At 70.9% G+C, this 20,692-nt stretch carries 14 protein-coding genes and 2 pseudogenes; 9 read left to right on the top strand and 7 right to left on the bottom strand.

Going from position 1 to position 20,692, the window contains the following annotated elements:
- The first annotated feature begins 82 nt into the window (after positions 1-82).
- The 8 genes and pseudogenes from hutG (at position 83) to OCJ37_RS09255 (ending at position 6,428) form a co-directional block, all read left to right on the top strand.
- Positions 83-931 carry an N-formylglutamate deformylase gene (gene hutG, locus OCJ37_RS09290; RefSeq protein WP_263113357.1) on the top strand — a complete coding sequence of 283 codons (849 nt, stop codon included), beginning with the start codon at positions 83-85 and terminating at the stop codon, positions 929-931.
- Positions 928-2,595 carry a urocanate hydratase gene (hutU, locus tag OCJ37_RS09285; protein ID WP_263113356.1) on the top strand — a complete coding sequence of 556 codons (1,668 nt, stop codon included), beginning with the start codon at positions 928-930 and terminating at the stop codon, positions 2,593-2,595. Before hutG ends, hutU begins: the two co-directional genes overlap by 4 nt.
- A gap of 455 nt (positions 2,596-3,050) precedes the next feature.
- Positions 3,051-3,779 carry a hypothetical protein gene (locus tag OCJ37_RS09280; RefSeq protein ID WP_263113355.1) on the top strand — a complete coding sequence of 243 codons (729 nt, stop codon included), beginning with the start codon at positions 3,051-3,053 and terminating at the stop codon, positions 3,777-3,779.
- 215 nt (positions 3,780-3,994) lie between these two features.
- The gene (locus tag OCJ37_RS09275; protein WP_184410100.1) at positions 3,995-4,252 is read left to right on the top strand and encodes an acyl-CoA-binding protein; all 258 of its coding nucleotides are present in this window, start codon (positions 3,995-3,997) and stop codon (positions 4,250-4,252) included.
- Entirely contained in the window at positions 4,252-4,878 is a 627-nt protein-coding gene (locus OCJ37_RS09270) for a TetR/AcrR family transcriptional regulator (RefSeq protein WP_263113354.1), read from the top strand. The genes OCJ37_RS09275 and OCJ37_RS09270 overlap by 1 nt, the downstream gene beginning before the upstream one ends.
- A gap of 124 nt (positions 4,879-5,002) precedes the next feature.
- Positions 5,003-5,137, top strand: a pseudogene (locus tag OCJ37_RS09265) (tropinone reductase); the annotation flags it as partial.
- A gap of 144 nt (positions 5,138-5,281) precedes the next feature.
- Positions 5,282-6,058 (top strand): HipA family kinase, encoded by a 777-nt coding sequence (locus OCJ37_RS09260; RefSeq protein ID WP_263113353.1) that lies wholly within the window; start codon positions 5,282-5,284, stop codon positions 6,056-6,058.
- A complete protein-coding gene (locus tag OCJ37_RS09255) occupies positions 6,036-6,428 on the top strand; it encodes a DUF3037 domain-containing protein (protein ID WP_263113352.1) in 393 nt (130 codons plus the stop codon). Before OCJ37_RS09260 ends, OCJ37_RS09255 begins: the two co-directional genes overlap by 23 nt.
- A gap of 446 nt (positions 6,429-6,874) precedes the next feature.
- On the opposite strand, the gene OCJ37_RS09250 is transcribed toward OCJ37_RS09255, so the two are convergent.
- On the bottom strand, positions 6,875-7,276 hold the full coding sequence (locus OCJ37_RS09250) for a hypothetical protein (protein WP_263113351.1): 402 nt from the start codon (positions 7,274-7,276) through the stop codon (positions 6,875-6,877).
- Positions 7,277-7,418: 142 nt separating this feature from the next.
- Between OCJ37_RS09250 and OCJ37_RS09245 the strand changes: the two genes are divergently transcribed.
- The gene (locus tag OCJ37_RS09245; protein WP_263113350.1) at positions 7,419-8,273 is read left to right on the top strand and encodes a tetratricopeptide repeat protein; all 855 of its coding nucleotides are present in this window, start codon (positions 7,419-7,421) and stop codon (positions 8,271-8,273) included.
- A gap of 493 nt (positions 8,274-8,766) precedes the next feature.
- Here OCJ37_RS09245 and OCJ37_RS09240 read toward each other — a convergent pair whose 3' ends face one another.
- The 6 genes and pseudogenes from OCJ37_RS09240 to ligA all read right to left on the bottom strand — a co-directional run bounded on the left by OCJ37_RS09240 (position 8,767) and on the right by ligA (position 20,265).
- Positions 8,767-11,250, bottom strand: coding sequence for a membrane-bound PQQ-dependent dehydrogenase, glucose/quinate/shikimate family (locus OCJ37_RS09240; protein ID WP_263113349.1), 2,484 nt, complete (start codon positions 11,248-11,250; stop codon positions 8,767-8,769).
- Positions 11,251-11,824: 574 nt separating this feature from the next.
- Positions 11,825-14,536, bottom strand: a pseudogene (gene gyrA / locus OCJ37_RS09235) (DNA gyrase subunit A); the annotation flags it as partial.
- Positions 14,537-14,747: 211 nt separating this feature from the next.
- Complete coding sequence (gene mtnA / locus OCJ37_RS09230) at positions 14,748-15,812, bottom strand: S-methyl-5-thioribose-1-phosphate isomerase (RefSeq protein WP_263113347.1); 1,065 nt, start codon at positions 15,810-15,812, stop codon at positions 14,748-14,750.
- A 95-nt stretch (positions 15,813-15,907) separates the two neighbouring features.
- On the bottom strand, positions 15,908-16,615 hold the full coding sequence (locus OCJ37_RS09225; protein WP_263113346.1) for a DUF3011 domain-containing protein: 708 nt from the start codon (positions 16,613-16,615) through the stop codon (positions 15,908-15,910).
- Positions 16,616-16,748: 133 nt separating this feature from the next.
- Positions 16,749-17,708 (bottom strand): EF-P lysine aminoacylase EpmA, encoded by a 960-nt coding sequence (gene epmA, locus OCJ37_RS09220; RefSeq protein ID WP_263113345.1) that lies wholly within the window; start codon positions 17,706-17,708, stop codon positions 16,749-16,751.
- A 40-nt stretch (positions 17,709-17,748) separates the two neighbouring features.
- Positions 17,749-20,265 (bottom strand): NAD-dependent DNA ligase LigA, encoded by a 2,517-nt coding sequence (gene ligA / locus OCJ37_RS09215; protein WP_263113344.1) that lies wholly within the window; start codon positions 20,263-20,265, stop codon positions 17,749-17,751.
- Between the last annotated feature and the right edge of the window lie 427 nt (positions 20,266-20,692).

Genomic DNA, 20,692 nt, shown 5'->3' with positions numbered 1-20,692 from the left:
GCCGCGACCGCGCTTTCCCGATGACACTCGGTCGCGGTGGAAGCCGCTCCTACAGAAAGAACGCAAGAACGCGAGGCCTTGCATGACATCCCTGCCCGACTGGCTCGACATCCACCGCGGCGACGCGCCACTGATCGTCAGCTTTCCGCACACCGGCACTGAGCTGCCGGACGCCCTGGCCGCGGATTTCGTCTCGCCGTGGCTGGCGCGCCGCGACGCGGACTGGTGGGTGCACGAGCTGTACGCGTTCGCCCGCGACATGGGCGCGACCACGCTGCGCTCCACGGTGTCGCGCTCGGTGATCGATCTCAATCGCGACCCGAGCGGCGTCTCGCTGTACCCGGGCCAGAACACCACCGGCCTGTGCCCGCTGACCACCTTCGACAACCAGCCGCTGTACCGCGACGGCCACGGCCCGGACGCGGCGCAGATCGCCCACCGCCGCGCCACCTGGTTCGCGCCCTACCACGCCGCGCTGGCCGCGGAGATCGCCCGCCTGCGCGCGCTCCACGGCACCGTGGTGGTGTACGACGCGCACTCGATCCGCTCGCACATCCCGCACCTGTTCGACGGCGAGTTGCCGCAGTTCAACATCGGCACCGCCGGCCCCGCCGGTGCGCCCGATACCAGCTGCGACCCCGCGCTCGCCGACGCGGTCGAACAGTTGTGCGCGGCGAGCGGCATGCGCCATGTGCGCAACGGACGCTTCAAGGGCGGCTACATCACCCGCCACTACAGCAACGTCCCCGGCGGCGTGCACGCGCTGCAGATGGAACTGGCCTGCCGCGGCTACATGCACGAACCCGAACGCGTGGACGAACACACCTGGCCCACGCCGCTGGACCCCGACCGCGCCGCGCCGCTGCGCCGCACGCTGCAGCAGGTGCTCGCGACCTGCCTCGAATTCGCCCACTCCCGGAGCGCCGCATGACCCGTCTCGACACCGCCCGCACGATCCACGCGCCCACCGGCAGCACCCTGACCTGCAAGAGCTGGCTGACCGAAGCGCCGCTGCGCATGCTGATGAACAACCTGCATCCGGACGTGGCCGAGCGCCCGCAGGAACTGGTGGTGTACGGCGGCATCGGCCGCGCCGCGCGCGACTGGGAGTCCTTCGACGCGATCGTCGCCGCGCTCAAGCGCCTGGACGACGACCAGACCCTGCTGGTGCAGTCCGGCAAGCCGGTCGGCGTGTTCCGCACCCACGCCGACGCGCCGCGCGTGCTGATCGCCAACTCCAACCTGGTGCCGCGCTGGGCCACCTGGGACCACTTCAACGAGTTGGATAAAAAAGGCCTGGCCATGTACGGCCAGATGACCGCCGGCAGCTGGATCTACATCGGCGCGCAGGGCATCGTGCAGGGCACCTACGAGACCTTCGTGGAAATGGGCCGCCAGCACTACGGCGGCAGCCTGGCCGGCAAGTGGCTGTTCACCGGCGGCCTCGGCGGCATGGGCGGCGCGCAGCCGCTGGCCGCGGTGATGGCCGGCGCCTCGTGCCTGGCGGTGGAATGCCGCAAGTCCAGCATCGACATGCGCCTGCGCACCGGCTATCTCGACACCTGGACCGACGACCTGGACGAAGCGCTGCGCCTGATCGAGGAATCGTGCACGGCGAAGAAGCCGCTGTCGGTCGGCCTGCTCGGCAATGTCGCCGACGTGCTGGACGAACTGCTGGTGCGCGGGGTCAAGCCGGACCTGCTGACCGACCAGACCTCCGCGCACGACCCGGTCAACGGCTACCTGCCGCAGGGCTGGAGCGTCGAAGCGTGGGACGAAAAACGTGCGAGCGCGCCGAAGGACGTCGAGGCCGCCGCGCGCGACTCGATGGCCAACCACGTCCGCGCCATGCTCGCCTTCCACGCGCTGGGCGTGCCCACCGTGGACTACGGCAACAACCTGCGGCAGATGGCGCTGGAGGAAGGCGTCGAGAATGCCTTCGACTTCCCCGGCTTCGTGCCCGCCTACATCCGCCCGCTGTTCTGCCGCGGCATCGGCCCGTTCCGCTGGGCCGCGCTGAGCGGCGATCCGGAGGACATCGCCAAGACCGATGCCAAGGTCAAGGAACTGATCCCGGACAACCCGCACCTGCACCGCTGGCTGGACATGGCCGCCGAGAAGATCAAGTTCCAGGGCCTGCCCGCGCGCATCTGCTGGGTCGGCCTGGGCGATCGCGACCGGCTCGGCCTGGCGTTCAACGAGATGGTCGCCAGTGGCGAACTGAAGGCGCCGGTGGTGATCGGCCGCGACCATCTGGATTCGGGCAGCGTCGCCTCGCCCAACCGCGAGACCGAGGCGATGGCCGACGGCTCCGACGCCGTGTCCGACTGGCCGCTGCTCAATGCCCTGCTCAACACCGCCAGCGGCGCCACCTGGGTCTCGCTGCACCACGGCGGCGGCGTCGGCATGGGCTTCTCCCAGCACGCCGGCATGGTCATCGTCTGCGACGGCACAGAGGCGGCGGCCAAGCGCATCGCGCGCGTGCTGTGGAACGACCCGGCCAGCGGCGTGATGCGGCACGCCGACGCGGGGTACGCCATCGCGCTCGATTGCGCGAAGGACAAGGGCCTGGATCTGCCGGGAATTCTGGGCTGAGGCCAAGGCCTGCGAACACGCAGCAGGCGCGGCGGCGCACCGCGGTCCACCAGCGCAAACGCGGTCGTGCCCAGGGGCGATGGAGGCCGCTGGCACGCGCATGGCGCCGACGCACACGCCGCGCTCGAGCGCGAGTGCGCCTCGAAGACGGTGGCGGACGCCGCCGCCCGCTGCCACACGACAACCGGCAACCGCCGCGGCGACGGCGCCCCGGCAGCCGCTGGCAAGACGGGCTGGAGCTGCGCAAGCTCGGCAACCGCCGCTGCGCGGCCCAGGACGCCGCGCCCGGCGACGGATGCGGCGCGTGAGCGGGAGCGCGCTGGCGCTTCGCATGGACCGATGCATCGGCGAACGCTCCGGATCGCGCAGCGCGATCGCGGTCACGCCTTGCGACACTGGGGCTCAAGATCGCCGGCTGCACGCCGACAAGAGATGCAACGTTTCGAGGAGCCTTCATGGGCATCCTGATCTATCTGACTCCCGCCGTCGCGCTCTGGGCCCTCACCGCCACCGTGTTGGCCTGGATCTTCTTCGGGCGCCTGCGCCGCGAGCAACAGCAGCAGGCCAGCGCGCAGGACAGCCTGGCGCGCCACCAGGCGGCGCTGTCGCAGCTCAAGGCGCGCGCGGCGGTCAGCGCGCGGGAGTTCGAGGCGCTGCAGCAGGCTTACGCCAGCCTGCGGCAGACGCTGGAACTGCAGGCGCAGGAAACTGCGCCCGCGCAGGAGGCCGTGGAGCGGCTGCCGATGCCGATCCTGGTGATGGAACACCTGGACATCGCCGCGGAGATCGGCACGCTGCTCGCGCACGTGGCGCGGGTGGCCCGCAGCATCCGCCGCTACAGCGCCTACAGCCGCGGCCACAACGCGCCGGAGCTGAGCAGCGCGCGCTACGACCTGCATTGGCTGTCCGACTGCCTGCACAGTCTCGACCAGATCGGCCACGCCCTGGCCAGGGGCAACGTCGACACCCTGACCGCGGCCTGCACCGAACTGCTGTCGATGTACGAGCAGTACCTCAAGGACGGCTCCGGCTACAACAGCCGCGACACCTTCCAGCGCCTGAGCAGCCACGTCCCGCTCGCCGACGTGACCGACGCCATCCGCTCGATCGCGGCCAAGGCATCGCTGGCCCGGCAGGCGCAGACGCAGGCCAGCGCGCAGGCGCAGGCGACGTCCCTCGCCTGACCCGCGCGCAAGGGCACGCGCGCCTGCGGGCATACGCGAGGTCCGCCGGTGCCGACAGGCAACCACTGGTGCCGGCGGCGCTGGGTGTGCCCGCCCGCCGCGAACGCGGGCCTGCAGGCCGCCCGGCGCGCCGGGCCACCGCGCCGGGCCCACCCGCGTTGACCGGGCCAGTCGCCCGTGCTGTGATGCGTCCCGATCCGGGCGGGAGCAGCGACATGGCAGACATCAAGGCGGCCTTCGAGAAAGCGGCCAAGGACATCAAGCAACGCGAGGAGCGTCCCGACAACGACACCCTGCTGCGCCTGTACGCGCTGTACAAACAGGGCGCGGAAGGCGACGTCGCCGGCGCCAAGCCCGGCTTCTTCGATTTCGTCGGCACCGCAAAGTACGAGGCCTGGGCCAAGCTCAAGGGCATGCCGCAGGCCGAGGCGCAGAAGAAGTACGTGGACCTGGTGAAGAAGCTGCTGGCCTGATGGCACGCGACACCCGCCGGCGCATCCTCGACACGGCCCTGGCGATGTTCAACGCGCAGGGCGAGCCGCACGTCACCACCAACCACATCGCCGACGAGCTGGAGATCAGCCCCGGCAACCTGTACTACCACTTCCGCAACAAGGACGACATCATCGAGCACCTGTTCGCGCGCTACGAGGAGCGCATGGACGCGGCGCTGGAGCTGCCGAGCGCGCGCCTGCCCGGACTGGAGGACATCTGGTTGCAGCTGCACCTGGTGTTCGAGTGCATCTGGGACTACCGCTTCCTGTACCGCGACCTGATCGAGATCCTCAGCCGCAGCCGGCGCCTGCGCCTGCGCTTCGCGCGCATCCTGCGCCGCGCCGACGACAGCGCCCAGGCGGTGTTCCAGGGCCTGGCGCAGGCCGGGGCGATGCGTGCCACCGCGCAGGAACTGGGCGGCATCGCCACCAACGTGCTGGTGGTGGCCACGTTCTGGCTCAACTACGCCGCCGCGCGCGGCGAGAAGGACGAGCAACTGGCGATCCGCCACGGCATCGTGCAGGTGATGCTGCTGATCAGCCCGTTCCTGCGCGAGGCCGAGCGCGCGCACCTGGCCACGCTGATGCAGGCCTATCTGGACTGAGCGCGGGACGCACCGCCGATCGCGGCCGCCATCGGCGCCGCGGGGCACGGCGCGACGAAGCACTGATCGGGGCATCGCTTCTTTCGCTGCGCGCATACAGCGGCCCGGACGCACAGGCAAGCCGATGCGGCGACATTGGCGGCTGGATGGATGGTCCGCACTGATCACTGGCCCCAGCGCTGATATCGGCTTGGCTATCGCGCGCGAACCACGCGGCTTCGGCGCCGGGCCGCGGGCGGCACGCGACATCGATGCGCTCTGACGAACTGGCCAATGCGTCTGCGCGGCACCGCAAGGCACCGCCGCAGCGCTGGAGCCCCACGCACGGTGCCCACCGATTCGCCAAGCGCCGCCGGCATCGGCTAGGCTTGCCGCCCTGCCCTCGCCTCCGCCCGGAATCCGCGTGAGAACCGTCGTCGCCACCCGCTACGTGACCCCGCTGCGCGAAGGCGGCTCGCTGCCGGCCGTGGTCGAGGCCGACGACGACGGCCTGTACGTGCTGAAGTTCCGCGGCGCCGGGCAAGGCCCGAAGGCGCTGATCGCCGAACTGCTCGGCGGCGAACTGGCGCGCGCGCTCGGCCTGCCGATGCCGGAACTGGTGTTCGCGCTGCTCGACCGCGAGTTCGCGCGCACCGAACCGGATCCGGAAATCCAGGACCTGATCCGCGCCAGCGAAGGCCTGAACCTGGCGCTGGACTACCTGCCCGGCGCGATCAACTACGACCCGGCCGCGTTGCGCCCGGATCCGGCGCTGGCCTCGGCGATCGTCTGGTTCGATGCGTACGTGACCAACGTCGACCGCACCGCGCGCAACACCAACCTGATGGTCTGGCACGGCAAGCTGATGCTGATCGACCACGGCGCGGCGCTGTACTTCCACCACGACTGGGAAAATGCCGGCAACGCCTGCGCCTCGGCGTTCGCGCGCATCCGCGACCACGTGCTGCTGCCCTACGCCAGCGCCATCGCCGAGGCCGACGCGGCGCTGGCACCGCGGCTGAGCGATGCGGTCATCGACGCGATCGTGGCGCGGATCCCGGACGCATGGCTGCAGGCGGAGGCCTGCTTCGACAACCTGGACGCGCATCGCCAGGCGTATGCCGACTACCTGAAACGGCGGCTCGCGCTGCGCGCCGGCTTCGTCGAGGAGGCGCTCCGTGCCCACGCCGCACACGTATGACTACGCGATCATCCGCGTGGTGCCGCGGGTGGAGCGCGAGGAGTTCGTCAACGTCGGGGTGATCGTGTCGTGCCCCACTTCCAAGCTGCTGCAGGCGGCGATCGAACTGCAGCCGGCACGGCTGCACGCGCTGGACCCGACCCTGGACATCGAACGCCTGCGGCCCTACCTCGACGCGATCCCGGCGATCTGCCGCGGCGACGCCGACGCCGGCCCGATCGCGCTGCTGCCTCCGCGCGCACGCTTCCACTGGCTGACCGCGCGGCGCAGCTCGGTCATCCAGATGTCCTCGGCGCACGTCGGCCGCACCACCCAGCCCGAGCGCGTGCTCGAGCACCTGCTCGAGCGCATGGTGCGGCCACCGCGCTAGCCGGCTGCGCCGAGTGCGCCGCTGCATCCATCCGTTGCCGCAACTCGGCCGGTCGGCGGCAGCGCCGAGCCAAGAACTTCTCCCGCAGCCCAGAACGCCCGTCGCAACACCTGTAGGAGCGGCTTCAGCCGCGACCGGCGAAGCGGCAAGGTTTCCGGCGCCGGATTACCGTGGAGGCCGACCCCTCCTCCAGCGCATCAAACACGCGCGCACTCCTGCAGGAGTTCAACCGCGGCATCCACCGGGCTGCACAGCACGGCGTTTGCCACCGCGTCCGCCCCACGCGCAGTACGGCGCCATGCACGGCCTCGCCGGTGGCGCTGGCGGCCCGCTGGAGGCGCTTGCGCATCTCCAGCGCGTGCTGCTGTCCACGCGGTCGGCATGGTGCTGTTGTTGCTGATGCCGAACGCTGCCGCCGTCCGCCGCGCGCCCTGCTCCGCTCCGAGCTACTGAGCGCGCGCGCTACGCCGGCGCGACGGCGCGGCGGTCTTCTTCGCCGCCCGCTTGGCGGTCTTGGTCGCCGCCGTGCGCTTGCGCGGCGCGGCCCGCGGCGTGGGCTGCAGGCCGAGCTTGACCAGCACCGGCTGCAGCCGCGCCTCGACCTCGGCGCTCAACGGCTGCACCTGGCCGCGCAGCGCCGCGGCGCCCTCGCGCACGCTGGCTTCGGCACCGTCGGCCAGCTGCGCCACCAGCGCCTTCACGGTATTCGCGCCGACCGTGGCGTCGGCCACGACGGCCAGCGCGCGCTTGCGGGTCAGCGACACCAGGCCCAGGCCGGCCAGCCACAGATGCCGCGGCGCCAGCGTGTCGGCACGCTGTGCGGAGGTGGAACGTTTCTTCGTCGCCATCGCAGGTCTCCCGGGTGCCGGCAGCGGCACCGATGCGACGCATGCTGGCGGCAGCGGCTTGAGCAAACACACTATCCGCACTGCAGCTTGCCAGGCGGCGACGGCGGCGCCATGCTCGGCGCGAACCACAGGGAGGCCAGGCATGGCAGCGAAACCGACCGCATGGGCGCCGTTCCCGCACGACGCCACCGCCTACGCCTATCCGGGCGAGGCGTTGAAGAAGGCCTGGCCGAAGCTGCATGCCGGCGACCGCGAGCCGTACCCGGACCCGGCGCGCGCGCAGGCGCTGCTCGCCGCCGCCGGCAAGGCCGCGAAAGGCCACGACCCGGCGTCGCTGTCGGCGGCATTGATCGAGGCCTGGCGCGCCTTCCACCAGGGCCAGTTCCAGCAGGCCTACAGCGCCGGACAGGCGCTGGGCGTGTTCGGCGCCTCGGTGGCGGTCAAGGCGCTGGGCATCCACGCCAGCTACCTGGTCGAGGACGACAAGGACAAACTGCAACGCCTGCAGCAGGCTGCGGCGCTGGCCGAAGCGGCGATCGCCGCGCTGCCGGACGAGGCCAACAGCCATTACCGGCACGCCTTCGCGCTGGGCCGCTACAGCCAGGGGCTGAGCATCGTCAAGGCGCTCAAGCAAGGCATCGCCGGCAAGGTGCGGCAATCGCTGGAGACCGCGCTGGACCTGGAACCCAAGCATGCCGAGGCGCACATGGCACTAGCGCTGTACCACGCCGAGATCATCGGCAAGGTCGGCGCGATGATCGGCGGGCTGACCTACGGCGCCAAGGCCGCAACCGCCGAGCAGCACATCCAGCAGGCGCTGAAGCTGACCCCGGACGCGCCGATCGCGCACGTCGAACACGCCAACGTGCTGTTGCTGCTGCATGGCGACAAGCGCGAGGATGCGGCTGCCGCCGAATTCGAGAAGGCGGCCAAGCTCAAGCCGCGCGATGCGATGGAAGCGCTGGACGCGGCGTTCGCGCGCGATCAGTTGGAGTAGCGGGCCGAGGGCACGCCGCAGTGGGCTTTTTGCAGGGGTTCCGGCATCGAGCGCCTGTTTGCAGGCGCGCTTCCTGCAACGGGCCGCGCAGGCAGCCAGCGTCGCTCTCGCCGCATTGGCGTATCAGCTAGTCCACGCATCCACGCTCCGCGTGCGTCGTACGAACGGGGCCTGCGACGCGCAACGACGATCAATCATTTGGCTCGGATACCTATGGCTGGCGAAGGTTGTGGGAGCTTCGAGAGGCGTGGCCGTCGATCGCGATGGACCTTGCCGGTAAAGCCCCGTCGCGACTGAAGTCGCTCCTACAGGTGGCATCGCTTGCGTCAGGGCGGCCGGCCTAGGCGCGCGCATCCGCTCCTGCTTGGCGTAACCGCTGCTGCCCTGCGTAACCGTGCCGCCGGCGTCGCCAGCGCAGGTCTTCGGCCTGCGCCCGCGGATGCGCGGCGGCGGGAACGCTCCCGCACGCCGCGCACACCGCCCTTCGCCGCGATTACGGCTTCGACGTCGGCAAGGCATAGGCGATCACGTAGTCGCCTTTCTTGGTCTCCATGAAGTGGTGGCCGGCAGCCACGATCACCAGGTATTCGCGGCCGTCGACCGCATAGAGCATCGGCGTGGCCTGGCCGCCGGCCGGCAGCTTGGCCTGCCATACGGTCTTGCCGGTGGACAGCTCAATTGCGCGGATCATGTCGTCGGTGGTCGCGGCGATGAACACCAGGCCGCTGGCGCTGACCACCGCGCCGCCATTGTTCGGCGTGCCGATCTCGATCGGCAGGCCGGAGTGGATGCCGAACGGGCCGTTGCCGCGGGCGCTGCCCAGCGGGCGGTCCCACAGGGTCTTGCCGCTGGCCAGGTCGATCGCGCGGATGCCGCCGTACGGCGGTTGCTTGCACAGCAGGCCGGTGAACGGCAGGCGCCAGCCGGCGTTGACGTTGATCGCGTACGGCGTGCCGGCCTGCGGGTCGCCCGCGCCTTCCGCGCCGCCATCGTCGCCGCGCACCTGGTCGCGCGGCGCCCAGCCGAGCTTGTCGGCCTTGGCCCGCGGCACCAGCAGGTTGTAGTTGGGCATGTCGTTGTAGTTGGCCACGATCACCCCGCGCTGCGGGTCCACCGCCACGCTGCCCCAGTCCGAGCCGCCGTTGTAGCCGGGATACTCGATCGAATGGCGATCGGCCTCCGGCGGCGTGTAGATGCCCTTGTAGCTGGCGCTGCGGAACTGGATGCGGCACACCAGCTGGTCGATCGGGGTGATGCCCCACATGTCGCGCTCGGTCAGGTCCGGCTTGCGCAACGAGTGGTACAGCGAGAACGGCTGGGTTTTGGCGCGGCGCTGCGGTTCGACGCCGCCGCCGGGCACCGCGCGCTCCTGGACCCCGACCAGCGGCTGGCCGTTGCGCCGGTCGAGCACGTAGATCTCGCCCTGCTTGCTCGGCAGGACCACCGCCGGCACCTTGCCGCCGTCGCGCGGGAAATCCACCAGCGTCGGTTGCGAGCCCAGGTCGTAGTCCCACACGTCGATGTGCGTGGTCTGGAAGTTCCACACCGGCTTGCCGGTGGTGACGTCCAGCGCCACCAGCGAGGTCGCGTACTTGTCCTCGGGCGCGGTGCGCGAACTGCTCCAGTAATCGGCCGTGGAGTTGCCCATCGGCAGGTAGACGTAGCCGAGCTGTTCGTCGCCGGCCGCCGAGGTCCACATGTTCGGCGTGCCGCGGGTCCAGCTCTGGCCCGGCGGCGGTGCGCCGTTCCATTCCGGATGGGTCATGTCCCAGGCCCAGCGCAGCTTGCCGGTCACCGCGTCGAAGCCCTGGATCACGCCGGACGGCTCGTAGCGCTGCTGCCCGTCCAGCACCTGGTGGCCGGTGACGACCACGCCGCGGACGATGGTCGGCGGCGAGTTGATCGACACGTAGCCTGGCGGCGTGTCGCCCATGCCGGCGGTGATGTCGACTTGGCCGTGCGTGCCGAAGTCCTCGCACGGCGTGCCGCTGGCGGCGTCGACCGCGATCAGGCGGCCGTCCAGGGTGCCCTCGATGATGCGGCTGCGGCAGGCGCGCTGCGCGCCGGCCAGCGCGTCCGGCGCCGACGCGCCGTCCTGTCCGGGCGCCGGCGGCGCATTCGCCGCGTCCGGCACCTGGTAATAGCTGACCCCGCGGCAGGCGGCGGTGTACGGAATGGACTTGTCCGCCACCTTCGGATCGTAGCGCCAGCGCTGTCGGCCATTGCGCGCGTCCAGCGCGATCAGCTGGTTGCGCGCGGTGCACAGGTATAGGCTGTCGCCGATCTTCAGCGGCGTGGTCTCCGCGCCCCAGCGCTTGGCCGGCAGGTCGCCGGTGCGGAAGGTCCACGCGGTCTGCAGCTGCGCCACGTTGCCGGGCGCGATCTGCCGCAGCGGGCTGTAGCGGCTGCCGGCGTTGTCGCGGCCGTAGGCGGCCCAGTCGGCGTCGGCAGGCGCCTCGGCCGGCTGCGCACCGGCACGCGGCGTGGTGACCGCCGCCGCGATGCCCGCGGCGTGCGCGAGCAGGCCGTCGGCCTCGGTCACGCCGTACGGCACGAAGGCCAGCGCGAAGGCGACCACGAACACCAGCGCCAGCGCGCCGGCCAGGCCGCGCGATACGCCGCGCGAGACCGGGCGATCCAGCCGCGGCAGCGCCAGCGCCAGCAGCAGGCCGAGGAACACCATCAGGCCCATGCGCGGCACCCAGCGCCAGTAATCGGCGCCGGACTCCCACGCCGCCCACAGCAGCGTCAGCACGAAGGTCGCCGCGAACCACAGTGCGCCGCTGCGCCGGCCGCGCGCCAGCAGCACGCCCGACAGCAGCAGGCCGAGCCCGCCGACCAGGTAGTACCAGGCGCCGCCCAGCGCCAGCAGCCACGCGCCGCCGACGGCCAGCACCAGGCCGATCAGCGCGCACGCGCCGCCCAGGAGCAGCAGCGGCCAACCGCCGCGACGCCCCGTTCGATCAAGATTGTTCATTGCCGTTCCTCACAGGAAAAACCGCCGCGCGGAGCATCCGCTGCGACCGGGGCGCGATCGCGCCGCGCACCGTTATCCCAAGCCGGCGGTGAACGGCGTGCGTTCTATCACGGCAGACAGTGGCAATGCTTTGTTCCAGACAGCTTGCGTTGTTACTGACCGCAACGTCCTCTCCGTCGGGACTTTGTCCGTTTCCTTGAAGGCGCCGCGCGGGGGCGGACGATGGCTTGGCGAAGCCGCGTGCCGCCGGAGATTTCGAGGGCTTCGCCTCATACCCTCACGCCCCGCTCCGGAGCGAAAACGGGCTTATTTCGCGGCGTTCCCCATTGCGGACGCCGCCGGCGCGACCCGCAGCAGCGCATGCGAGCGGGATGGCGTCGGCGATGCGCGCCGCAAACGACGACGCCGGCATTGCGCCGGCGTCGTCCTGTGCTGCCCGCATGCGCGATCAGCTTTCCGGCGGCAACTCGCTGGCGACTTCGATGTTGCCTTCCTCGCCGGCGATCGGCTCGATCGGCTCTTCCTCGGCCAGCGATCCGTCCAGGCGTTCCACCGCCTGCAGCTTCTCGCCCTTGGACAGCCGGATCAGGGTCACGCCCTGGGTGTTGCGGCCGACGCGGGAGATCTCCGAGGCGCGGGTGCGCACCAGGGTGCCGCCATCGGAAATCAGCAGCACTTCGTCCCGGGCGCTGAGCAGCACCGCGCCGACCAGCTTGCCGTTGCGGCCGCTGGTCTGGATGCCGATCACGCCCTGCGTGCCGCGGCCCTTGCGCGGGTACTCGGCCAGCGGGGTGCGCTTGCCGTAGCCGTTCTCGGTGGCGGTGAGGATGTAGGCATCGGCCTCGTCGCCGTTGCGCACCACGCTCTCGGCATCGGCGTCGGCGTCCGCCTCGGCGGCCGGTTCGATGTCCTCGGCGTCCTCGTCCTGGCCCACGGCCGGCTCGGCCACGATCAGGCTGACCACGTATTCGCTCCTGGCCAGCTTGATGCCGCGCACGCCGCGGCTGCTGCGGCCGGTCGGCTTGACCCCGCCGCGGCTCTTGCGGCGCGGGCTGCGCGCGTCGTCGCCGTCCTCGGCCAACGCCACGTCCTCGTCGTCGCCGGCGCTGTCCTCGCCCGCTCCCTCCTCGACGGCGCCGTCCTCGGCCTCATCGTCCTTGGGACGCTCGGAGAAGCGCACGGTCTTGCCGTTGGACGCGAACAGCAGCACGTCGCGTTCGCCGTCGGTCAGCGCCACGCCGACCAGGGCGTCGCCCTCGTCGAGGTTGATCGCGACCTTGCCGCGCCGCAGCTGGTAGGCGAACTCGCTGAGCGGGGTCTTCTTGACCATGCCGTTGCGGGTGGCGAAGAACACGTAGCGGCCGTCGGCGTATTCGCGCACCGGCAGCACCGCCTGCACGCGCTCGCCGTTCTCCAGCGGGATCCAGTTGATGATCGGGCGGCCGCGCGCGTTCGGCCCGGCCTCCGGCAGCTGGTACACCGGCAACCAGAACACCTTGCCGCTGCTGGTGAAGGTCAGCAGCGTGTCGTGGGTGTTGACCAGCCACAGCTGGTCGATGAAATCCTCTTCCTTGGTCGCCGCCGCGCTGCGGCCGCGGCCGCCGCGGCGCTGCGCACGGTAGGCGCTGACCGGCTGGCGCTTGGCGTAGCCGGCATGCGACAGCGTGACCACCACGTCTTCCGGCGCGATCAGGTCCAGGATGTCGAGGTCTTCCTCGCTGTGGCGGATCTCGGTGCGGCGCGCGTCGCCGTACTCCTCGCGGATGTTGACCAGTTCCTCGCGGATCACCTGCAACAGCACGTCGGGATTTTCCAGGATCCGGATCAGCCCGGCGATCGTGTCCAGCAGCTGCTTGTATTCCTCGGTCAGGCGCTCCTGCTCCAGCCCGGTCAGGCGGTGCAGGCGCATCTCCAGGATCTGCGTGGCCTGCACCTCGGTCAGCTGGTAGCCGTCGGCGACCAGGCCGGCGCCCGCCGGCAGGTCTTCCGGCTGCGAGGCCTCGGCGCCGGCGGCGCCGAGCAGCGCGCCGACCAGGCCGGCTTCCCAGCGCCGGGCCAGCATGCGTTCGCGCGCCTCGGTCGGGTTGGCCGAGGTCTTGATCAGCTCGATCATCTCGTCGATGTTGGCCAGCGCGACGGTCAGGCCTTCGAGGATGTGTGCGCGCGCGCGCGCCTTGCGCAGTTCGAAGATGGTGCGGCGGGTGACTACTTCGCGGCGGTGGCGGACGAACGCCTCCAGCATCTGCTTGAGGTTCAGCAGCTGCGGGCGGCCGTCGACCAGCGCCACCATGTTGATGCCGAACACCGACTCCATCTGGGTCTGCTGGTACAGGTTGTTCAGCACCACATCGGCGGCTTCGCCGCGCTTGATCTCGATGTAGATGCGCATGCCGTCCTTGTCGGACTCGTCGCGCAGTTCGCTGATGCCTTCGAGCTTCTTTTCCTTGACCAGCTCGGCGATCTTCTCGATCAGCCGCGCCTTGTTGACCTGGTACGGGATCTCGGTGACCACGATCGCTTCGCGGCCGTTGTCCTGGATCTCGATCTCGGCCTTGGCGCGCATGCGCACGCGGCCGCGGCCGGTGCGGTAGCCGGCGACGATGCCGCTGGTGCCGTTGACGATGCCGGCGGTGGGGAAATCCGGGCCGGGGATGTATTCCATCAGCCCGTCGACGTCGATCTGCGGATTGTCGATCAGCGCCAGGCAGGCGTTGATCGACTCGGTCAGGTTGTGCGGCGGGATGTTGGTCGCCATGCCCACCGCGATGCCGGCCGAGCCGTTGACCAGCAGGCTCGGGAACCGGGTCGGCATGACCGTCGGCTCCAGTTCCTTCTCGTCGTAGTTGGGCTGGAAATCGACGGTTTCCTTGTCGATGTCGGCCATCATCTCGTGCGCCAGGCGCGACATACGCGCCTCGGTGTAACGCATCGCCGCCGCGGAATCGCCGTCGACCGAGCCGAAGTTGCCCTGCCCGTCCACCATCAGGTAGCGCAGCGAGAACGGCTGCGCCATGCGCACCAGCGTGTCGTACACCGACTGGTCGCCGTGCGGGTGGTACTTGCCGATGACGTCGCCGACGATACGCGCCGACTTGTAGTAGGGCTTGTTGCTGTGCGCGCCCAGCTCGTTCATCGCGAACAACACGCGGCGATGCACCGGCTTGAGGCCGTCGCGCGCATCCGGGAGGGCACGCCCCACGATCACGCTCATCGCGTAATCGAGGTAGCTCTTGCGCATCTCGTCTTCCAGGTTGACCTGGATGATTTCCTTGGCGGATTCTGCCATTCGGGTTCCGTAAGTCTGGTGGCTAATCGACCAGGACGCCGGCCCGCGGCAAGCGGGCCTGCCGGCGCCGAAAACCTACGGCGCGCAGCGGTCGATCGAACCGCCGGATTCTAGCATGAAGGGCGCGCGAATGCCCGGTTTTTGCCGGCCCGAACAAGCACTTGCGTGCGCTGGCGGGCCGCTGCGGGGCGCCGCGCGGCCGTGCTGCGGCTCAGCCGGCGAAGGCGGCGCGCATGCGCTCGGCGTCCGGGCGCTCGATCACCCCGCGCTCGGTGACGATGGCGTCGATCAGCTCGGCCGGGGTCACGTCGAACACCGGGTTCCAGGCGGCGATGCCGTCGGCCACGGTGCGCACCCCGCCCACCCCGAACAGCTCGCCCGGGTCGCGCTGCTCGATCTCGATCTGCGCGCCGTCGGCCGTGTCCATGTCCACGGTCGACGACGGCGCCACCACCATGAACTTGACGCCGTGGTGGCGCGCGGCGATCGCCAGCTGGTAGGTGCCGATCTTGTTGGCGGTGTCGCCGTTGGCGCAGATCCGGTCGGCGCCGACGATCACCCACTGCACCGCGCCGGTCTTCATCAGGTGCGCCGCGGCCGAATCGGCGATCAGGGTCGCGTCGATGCCGTCCTGCTGCAGTTCCCACACGGTCAGCCGCGCGCCCTGCAGCCACGGCCGGGTCTCGCCGGCGAACACCTTGCCGATGCGGCCCTGCGCCATGCCGGCGCGGATCACGCCCAGCGCGGTGCCGAAGCCGGCGGTGGCCAGCGAGCCGGTGTTGCAGTGGGTCAGCACGCCGCTGCCGGGCGCGATCAGGCCGGCGCCGAGCGCGCCCATGTGCCGGTTGGCGGCCAGGTCCTCTTCGGCGATGGCCTGCGCCTCGCGGGCGATCGCCTCGCGCCAGTCGGCGCCGGCCGCGGCCAGCGCCTTGCGCATGCGCATCAGCGCCCAGGCCAGGTTCACCGCGGTCGGGCGCGCGGCATTGAGCCGCTGCAGCGCCGGTTCCAGCTTGGCCAGCGCCTGCGCGCCGTCGTCGGCCTGGATCTCGCGCGCGGCCAGCACCACGCCCCAGCCGGCGGCGATGCCGATCGCCGGCGCGCCGCGCACGGCCAGGGTGTGGATCGCCGCGGCGACCTGGTCGCTGTCGGTGCACTGCACGTGCTCGACCACGAACGGCAGCTTGCGCTGGTCCAGCAGCTCCAGCGCGTCGCCGGTCCACAGGATCGGGCGGATATGGTCGTAGCGGGCGTAGTCGATGTCTTGGGCGGCGTTCATCGGCATATTGTAGAACGGCGCGGGATCGGGGGTTGGGGATTCGCAAAGGCGGTGGCGTCGCCGCCACGGGCGGACTCCGGCCCCGGGCGGCGCGCTCAGTTGACGCTGAATTCGGCGCGGCAGCCCTTGTCGACCCAGATGCCGTCGCGGTCCCAGCCCCAGCTGTCGTCCTGCACGCAGGCGGTGCCGGACAGCTGCCGGCGCAGCTGCACGCCGCCGTGGATGCTGACCCCGCAGCGGCGCCGCGAGCGGCCCTTGGATTCGCACAGCACCGGACGCGCGCCGACCGGGAAGCCGGAGCCGTCGCTGGCGCCGATCTCGAATTCGCCGCGGCAGCCGCGCGACACCCAGATCTCGTTGCGGCGCACGCCCCAGCTGCGCTCCTCGCGGCACGGCACCGAGGACAACTGGCGCATCAGCCGCACCGGCGCGCCGCGCAGCATCACCGGGCAACTCTCGACCCGGCCATCGGATTCGCAGCGCAGCACGCGGCGCATCGCGCTGCGCGTAGGTTCGGGCGGATTGGAGCGGAATTCGGCGCGGCAGCCCAGCGTCACCCACACGCCGGTGCTGTCCGAGCCCCACTCGCTGCCGCGGATGCAGTCGTTGTCGGACAGCTGCCGGACCAGTTCCACGCCCTGCTCGGTCTGCATCGGGCAATGCACCCAGCCCATGTCGCGCGACTCGCAGCGCACCACCGCGGCCGCATAGCCGTCGGACACCTGCGCGGGCGCCGCCGCCGGCCATGCCCAGACCGCCAATCCCAGCCAACACCAGCTGCCGAGCCCGTACGACCACTTCATGCTTGGCGCTGCCCCCATGCGTAGAACCTGAACAACGAAGACCACTCCATCGCGCATCGACCGCATGCTTGGCTGGATCAAACCATCATCGGTGTCGACAAAGCAAGAAGACGCTTGCTGAACGCCGCGCGGTTCAGGCTTGCGCGAAATCGTAGGCGAGCACGTCGCCGATGCGCGCGGTGCCGCGCATCGCCATCAGCAGGCGATCCACGCCGACGGCGACGCCGGCGCAGTCCGGCAGCGCCGGCAAGGCCTGCAGCAAGCGCTCGTCCAGCGGCGGCAGCACCGCGCCGCGCACCTCGCGCAGCGCGTGGTCGCGCAGGAAGCGGCGGCGCTGCTCGGCGGCATCGTTGAGTTCGTGGTAGCCGTTGGCCAGTTCGTAGCCGCCCAGGTACAGCTCGAAGCGCTCGGCCACCGGCGGTTGCGCGTCGCGGATGCGCGCCAGCGCGCACTGCGTGGCCGGCCAGTCGTGGACCACGGTGATGCGCTGGGCCGGGAAGGCCGATTGCAGGCGATGGGTCATCAGCAGGTCGAGCCAGTCGTCGCGGGTCAGCCCCGCCGCGTCGATGCGCACGTCGCGCAACGGCTGCTGCAGCGCCTCCAGCGGGGCCAGGAACGGATCCAGGCCCAGCGTATCCAGGAACAGTTGCCGGTAGGTGACCACCTGCAGCGTCGCCGTGCGCGCGACCAGCGTCAGCGCCTCGCGCACCAGCGCCACGGTCTCGTCCACCAGCTGCAGGTGGTTCCAGCCGACCCGGTACCACTCGAGCATGGTGAACTCGGGATTGTGGCGGCCGCCGGCCTCGCCGTTGCGGAACACCCGGCCCAGTTCGTAGCAGTCGCCGACGCCGGCGGCGAGCAGGCGCTTCAGCGGATATTCGGGCGAGGTGCGCAGCCAGCGCAGCGCCGGGCCGGCGTCGACGTGGCCGCTGAAGCGGGTCTGGAAACTGTCGATGTTGGGCTCGGTGTTGCCGGCCGCCGACAGCATCGGCGTCTCCACCTCGAGCACGTCGCGCGCGGCGAAGAAGGCGCGGATGCGTGCGTTGAGCGCGGCGCGCAGGCGCAGCGCGTCCAGGTCCACGGCCTCGCTCATCGCGGCGCTCCGAACGCCCGGCGTGGCGCGTGCGGACGGCTCATCCCTGCCCCTCGTGCTCGCCGAGCAAGGCCAGCAACTGCGCCTCGTCCCACACCGCGATGCCCAGTTCCTGCGCCTTGTCCAGCTTGGAACCGGCCTCGGCGCCGGCGACGACGAAGCTGGTCTTCTTCGACACGCTGCCGGCGACCTTGGCGCCCAGCGCCTCCAGCCGCGCCTTGGCCGCGTCGCGGCTGAGCTGCTGCAGCGTGCCGGTCAGCACCACGGTCTGCCCGTCCAGCGGCGCGGCGCGGCGCTCGGCCTGCGCCGGCGCCGCATCGAGCAGGCGCCGCATCGCCGCTTCGGCGTCGCGCAGCGCCTGCAGCCTCGCTGCGTCGGCGAGATAGGCGGCGAGATTGGCCGCGCCCGCTGCCGACAGCCCCGCGCCGGTCCAGCCGCTTTCGTTGGCGCGCAGCAACGCATCGAGCGTGCCGTAGGTCGCGGCCAGGCGCTGCGCGCTTTTGCCGCCGAGCTTGTCCACCGGCAGCGTGGTCAGCAGGTGCGCCAGGTCCAGGCGCGCGCGCAGTTCCGCCGGCGGCGCGCCCTCGTCGGAGAAGCGGATGCCGGCCTGGACCAGCGCATCGACCACCGCGGCGTTGCCGGGTTGCTCGAAGAACGTGGCGATCGAGCGCGCGACCTCGCCGCCGATGTCCGGCAGCGCCTGCAGCAGCACCGCCGGCGTGGTGCGCACGAATGCCAGCGAGCCGAGCCAGTGGGCCAGCGCCTTGGCGGTGGTCTCGCCCAGGTGCGGGATGCCGAGCGCGAACAGGAAGCGCGGCAAGGTGGTATTGCGGCTGGCGTCGATGCCGGCGACCAGGTTCTCCGCCCATTTCGTCGCGAGCTTGCCGCCCAGGTCCACCGCCAGATACGCGCGCAGGAACTCGGCGCGTTTCCAGTCCGGCGTGTCCTGCGCGAGCACCTTCTGCCCCCGCGCGTCCAGCGCCAGCGCGCCCTTGCTGTCGGCCACCGCCTGCGCCAGGTCGGCCGCGGTCGGCGCATCCAACGCGGTCTTCATCCGCACGAGATCTTCGACGCTGAGCGCGTACAGGTCGGCCAGCGAACGCACGAAGCCGAACTCGACCAGCGCATCGGCCTGGCGGTCGCCCAGCCCTTCGATGTCCATGGCCCGGCGCGAGGCGAAATGGCGCACCGCTTCCTTGCGCTGCGCCGCGCAGGCCAGCCCGCCGCTGCAGCGCCAGGCCACCGCGTCCTCTTCCTTGACCAGCTCCGAGCCGCACACCGGGCAGGTGGCCGGCATCGTCCACGGCACCGTGCCGGCCGGGCGGCGCTCGGCGATGACCCGCACCACTTCCGGGATCACGTCGCCGGCGCGGCGCACGATCACCGTGTCGCCTTCGCGCGCGTCCAGCCGCGCGATCTGGTCGGCGTTGTGCAGCGTCGCATTGGTGACGGTGACGCCGGCGACCTGTACCGGCTCCAGCCGCGCCACTGGCGTGACCGCGCCGGTGCGGCCGATCTGCACTTCGATCGCGCGCAGCACGGTGGACTGTTCCTGCGCCGGGAACTTGTGCGCCAGGGCCCAGCGCGGCGCGCGCGAGACGAAGCCCATCGCCGCCTGCTGGTCGTAGTCGTCCAGCTTGTAGACCACCCCGTCGATGTCGTACGGCAGCGCGTCGCGCCTGGCGCCGATGCGGCGGAAATATGCGATCAGCCCGTCGAAGCCGGTGGCGGTGGCGACTTCCGGCGCCACCGGGAAGCCGAAGCGGCGCAGCAGCTCCAGCGTCTGCGAGTGGGTCTCGGGCAGTTCCAGGCCGCGCACCTCGCCGACCGAGTAGGCGAAGAACGCCAGCGGCCGGCGCCGGGTGACCGCCGGATCCAGCTGGCGCAGCGAACCGGCCGCGCCGTTGCGCGGGTTGGCGAGCAGTTTCTCGTTGCGCTCCAGCGCCTTCGCGTTCCACTCGGCGAAGGCCGCGCGCGGCATGTAGACCTCGCCGCGCACCTCCAGCACCGCCGGGAACGGCGTGCCGACGTCGCGCAGCTTCAGCGGCACCGAGCGCACCTGGCGCAGGTTGGCGGTGACGTCCTCGCCGGTGGCGCCGTCGCCGCGGGTGGCGCCCTGCACGAACACGCCGTGCTCGTAGCGCAGGCTGATCGCCAGGCCGTCCAGCTTCGGCTCGACCGAGAACACCGGCGCGGCCAGTTCCAGTTCGCGTTCGATGCGCCGCTCGAAATCGGCGACCTCGGCGAAGCGGGTACGATCGTCGGCGTCGTCGGCCACGCCCGGCGTCTCGAACGCATTGGCCAGCGACAGCATCGGGATCGCATGGCGCACTTCCGGGAAGCCGCCGTCGGGGCGCGCGCCGACGGTGCGGGTCGGCGAGTCCTCGCGCGCCAGGTGCGGGTGCTCGGCTTCCAGCGCCTCCAGCTCGCGCATCAGCGCGTCGTACTCGGCATCGGTGATCGACGGATCGTCGTGCACGTAGTAGCGATCGTTGGCGTCTTCGATGCGCTGGCGCAGCTCGGCGGCGCGCTGCTGGGGATCGGATGGAGCGGTCATGCGCGGCCGGGCGTGGTGGCGGAGAGGGGGGCGATAGTAACTGCGTGCCCGGCAAGGGGAAATGCGGGTGGGGCCGGGATTGGGGATTGGGGATTCGGGATTGCACGCTCCTGAATGAGGCCGAGATCATTCCCTTCTCTCCTCGGGAGAAGGTGCCCCCGAAGGGGTGGCTGAGTACGCCTGCCGCCGAACGTCCTGGGTTCATGGGCGGCCGTACCCTCACCCCAACCCCTCTCCCGGCGGGAGAGGGGCTAAACGGATGCTCCACGCGCCGCCCACGCTTTCCCAAGCCCCGAGAGTCCCGAGTCCCGGGTCCAGAGCCCCACCCAATCCCCAATCCCCAATCCCGAATCCCGAATCCCGGCCCCAAAGCCTTGCCCCAACGTTAAGGGAACGTTAGCTTTGCGTTTCTTGTTTCGACGCTTCG

The organism is Xanthomonas sp. AM6 (assembly GCF_025665335.1).
GTDB lineage: Bacteria > Pseudomonadota > Gammaproteobacteria > Xanthomonadales > Xanthomonadaceae > Xanthomonas_A.
Note: the sequence above shows the minus strand (reverse complement) of the source record. Positions and strands in the feature narration are given on the sequence as shown.

Bases quoted from the DNA above. Each gene is read 5' to 3' on its own strand.
- hutG (WP_263113357.1), top strand. From the start codon at position 83: ATGACATCCCTGCCCGACTGGCTCGACATCCACCGCGGCGACGCGCCA.
- hutU (WP_263113356.1), top strand. From the start codon at position 928: ATGACCCGTCTCGACACCGCCCGCACGATCCACGCGCCCACCGGCAGC.
- OCJ37_RS09280 (WP_263113355.1), top strand. From the start codon at position 3,051: ATGGGCATCCTGATCTATCTGACTCCCGCCGTCGCGCTCTGGGCCCTC.
- OCJ37_RS09275 (WP_184410100.1), top strand. From the start codon at position 3,995: ATGGCAGACATCAAGGCGGCCTTCGAGAAAGCGGCCAAGGACATCAAG.
- OCJ37_RS09270 (WP_263113354.1), top strand. From the start codon at position 4,252: ATGGCACGCGACACCCGCCGGCGCATCCTCGACACGGCCCTGGCGATG.
- OCJ37_RS09250 (WP_263113351.1), bottom strand. From the start codon at position 7,276: ATGGCGACGAAGAAACGTTCCACCTCCGCACAGCGTGCCGACACGCTG.
- OCJ37_RS09245 (WP_263113350.1), top strand. From the start codon at position 7,419: ATGGCAGCGAAACCGACCGCATGGGCGCCGTTCCCGCACGACGCCACC.
- OCJ37_RS09240 (WP_263113349.1), bottom strand. From the start codon at position 11,250: ATGAACAATCTTGATCGAACGGGGCGTCGCGGCGGTTGGCCGCTGCTG.
- mtnA (WP_263113347.1), bottom strand. From the start codon at position 15,812: ATGAACGCCGCCCAAGACATCGACTACGCCCGCTACGACCATATCCGC.
- OCJ37_RS09225 (WP_263113346.1), bottom strand. From the start codon at position 16,615: ATGAAGTGGTCGTACGGGCTCGGCAGCTGGTGTTGGCTGGGATTGGCG.
- epmA (WP_263113345.1), bottom strand. From the start codon at position 17,708: ATGAGCGAGGCCGTGGACCTGGACGCGCTGCGCCTGCGCGCCGCGCTC.
- ligA (WP_263113344.1), bottom strand. From the start codon at position 20,265: ATGACCGCTCCATCCGATCCCCAGCAGCGCGCCGCCGAGCTGCGCCAG.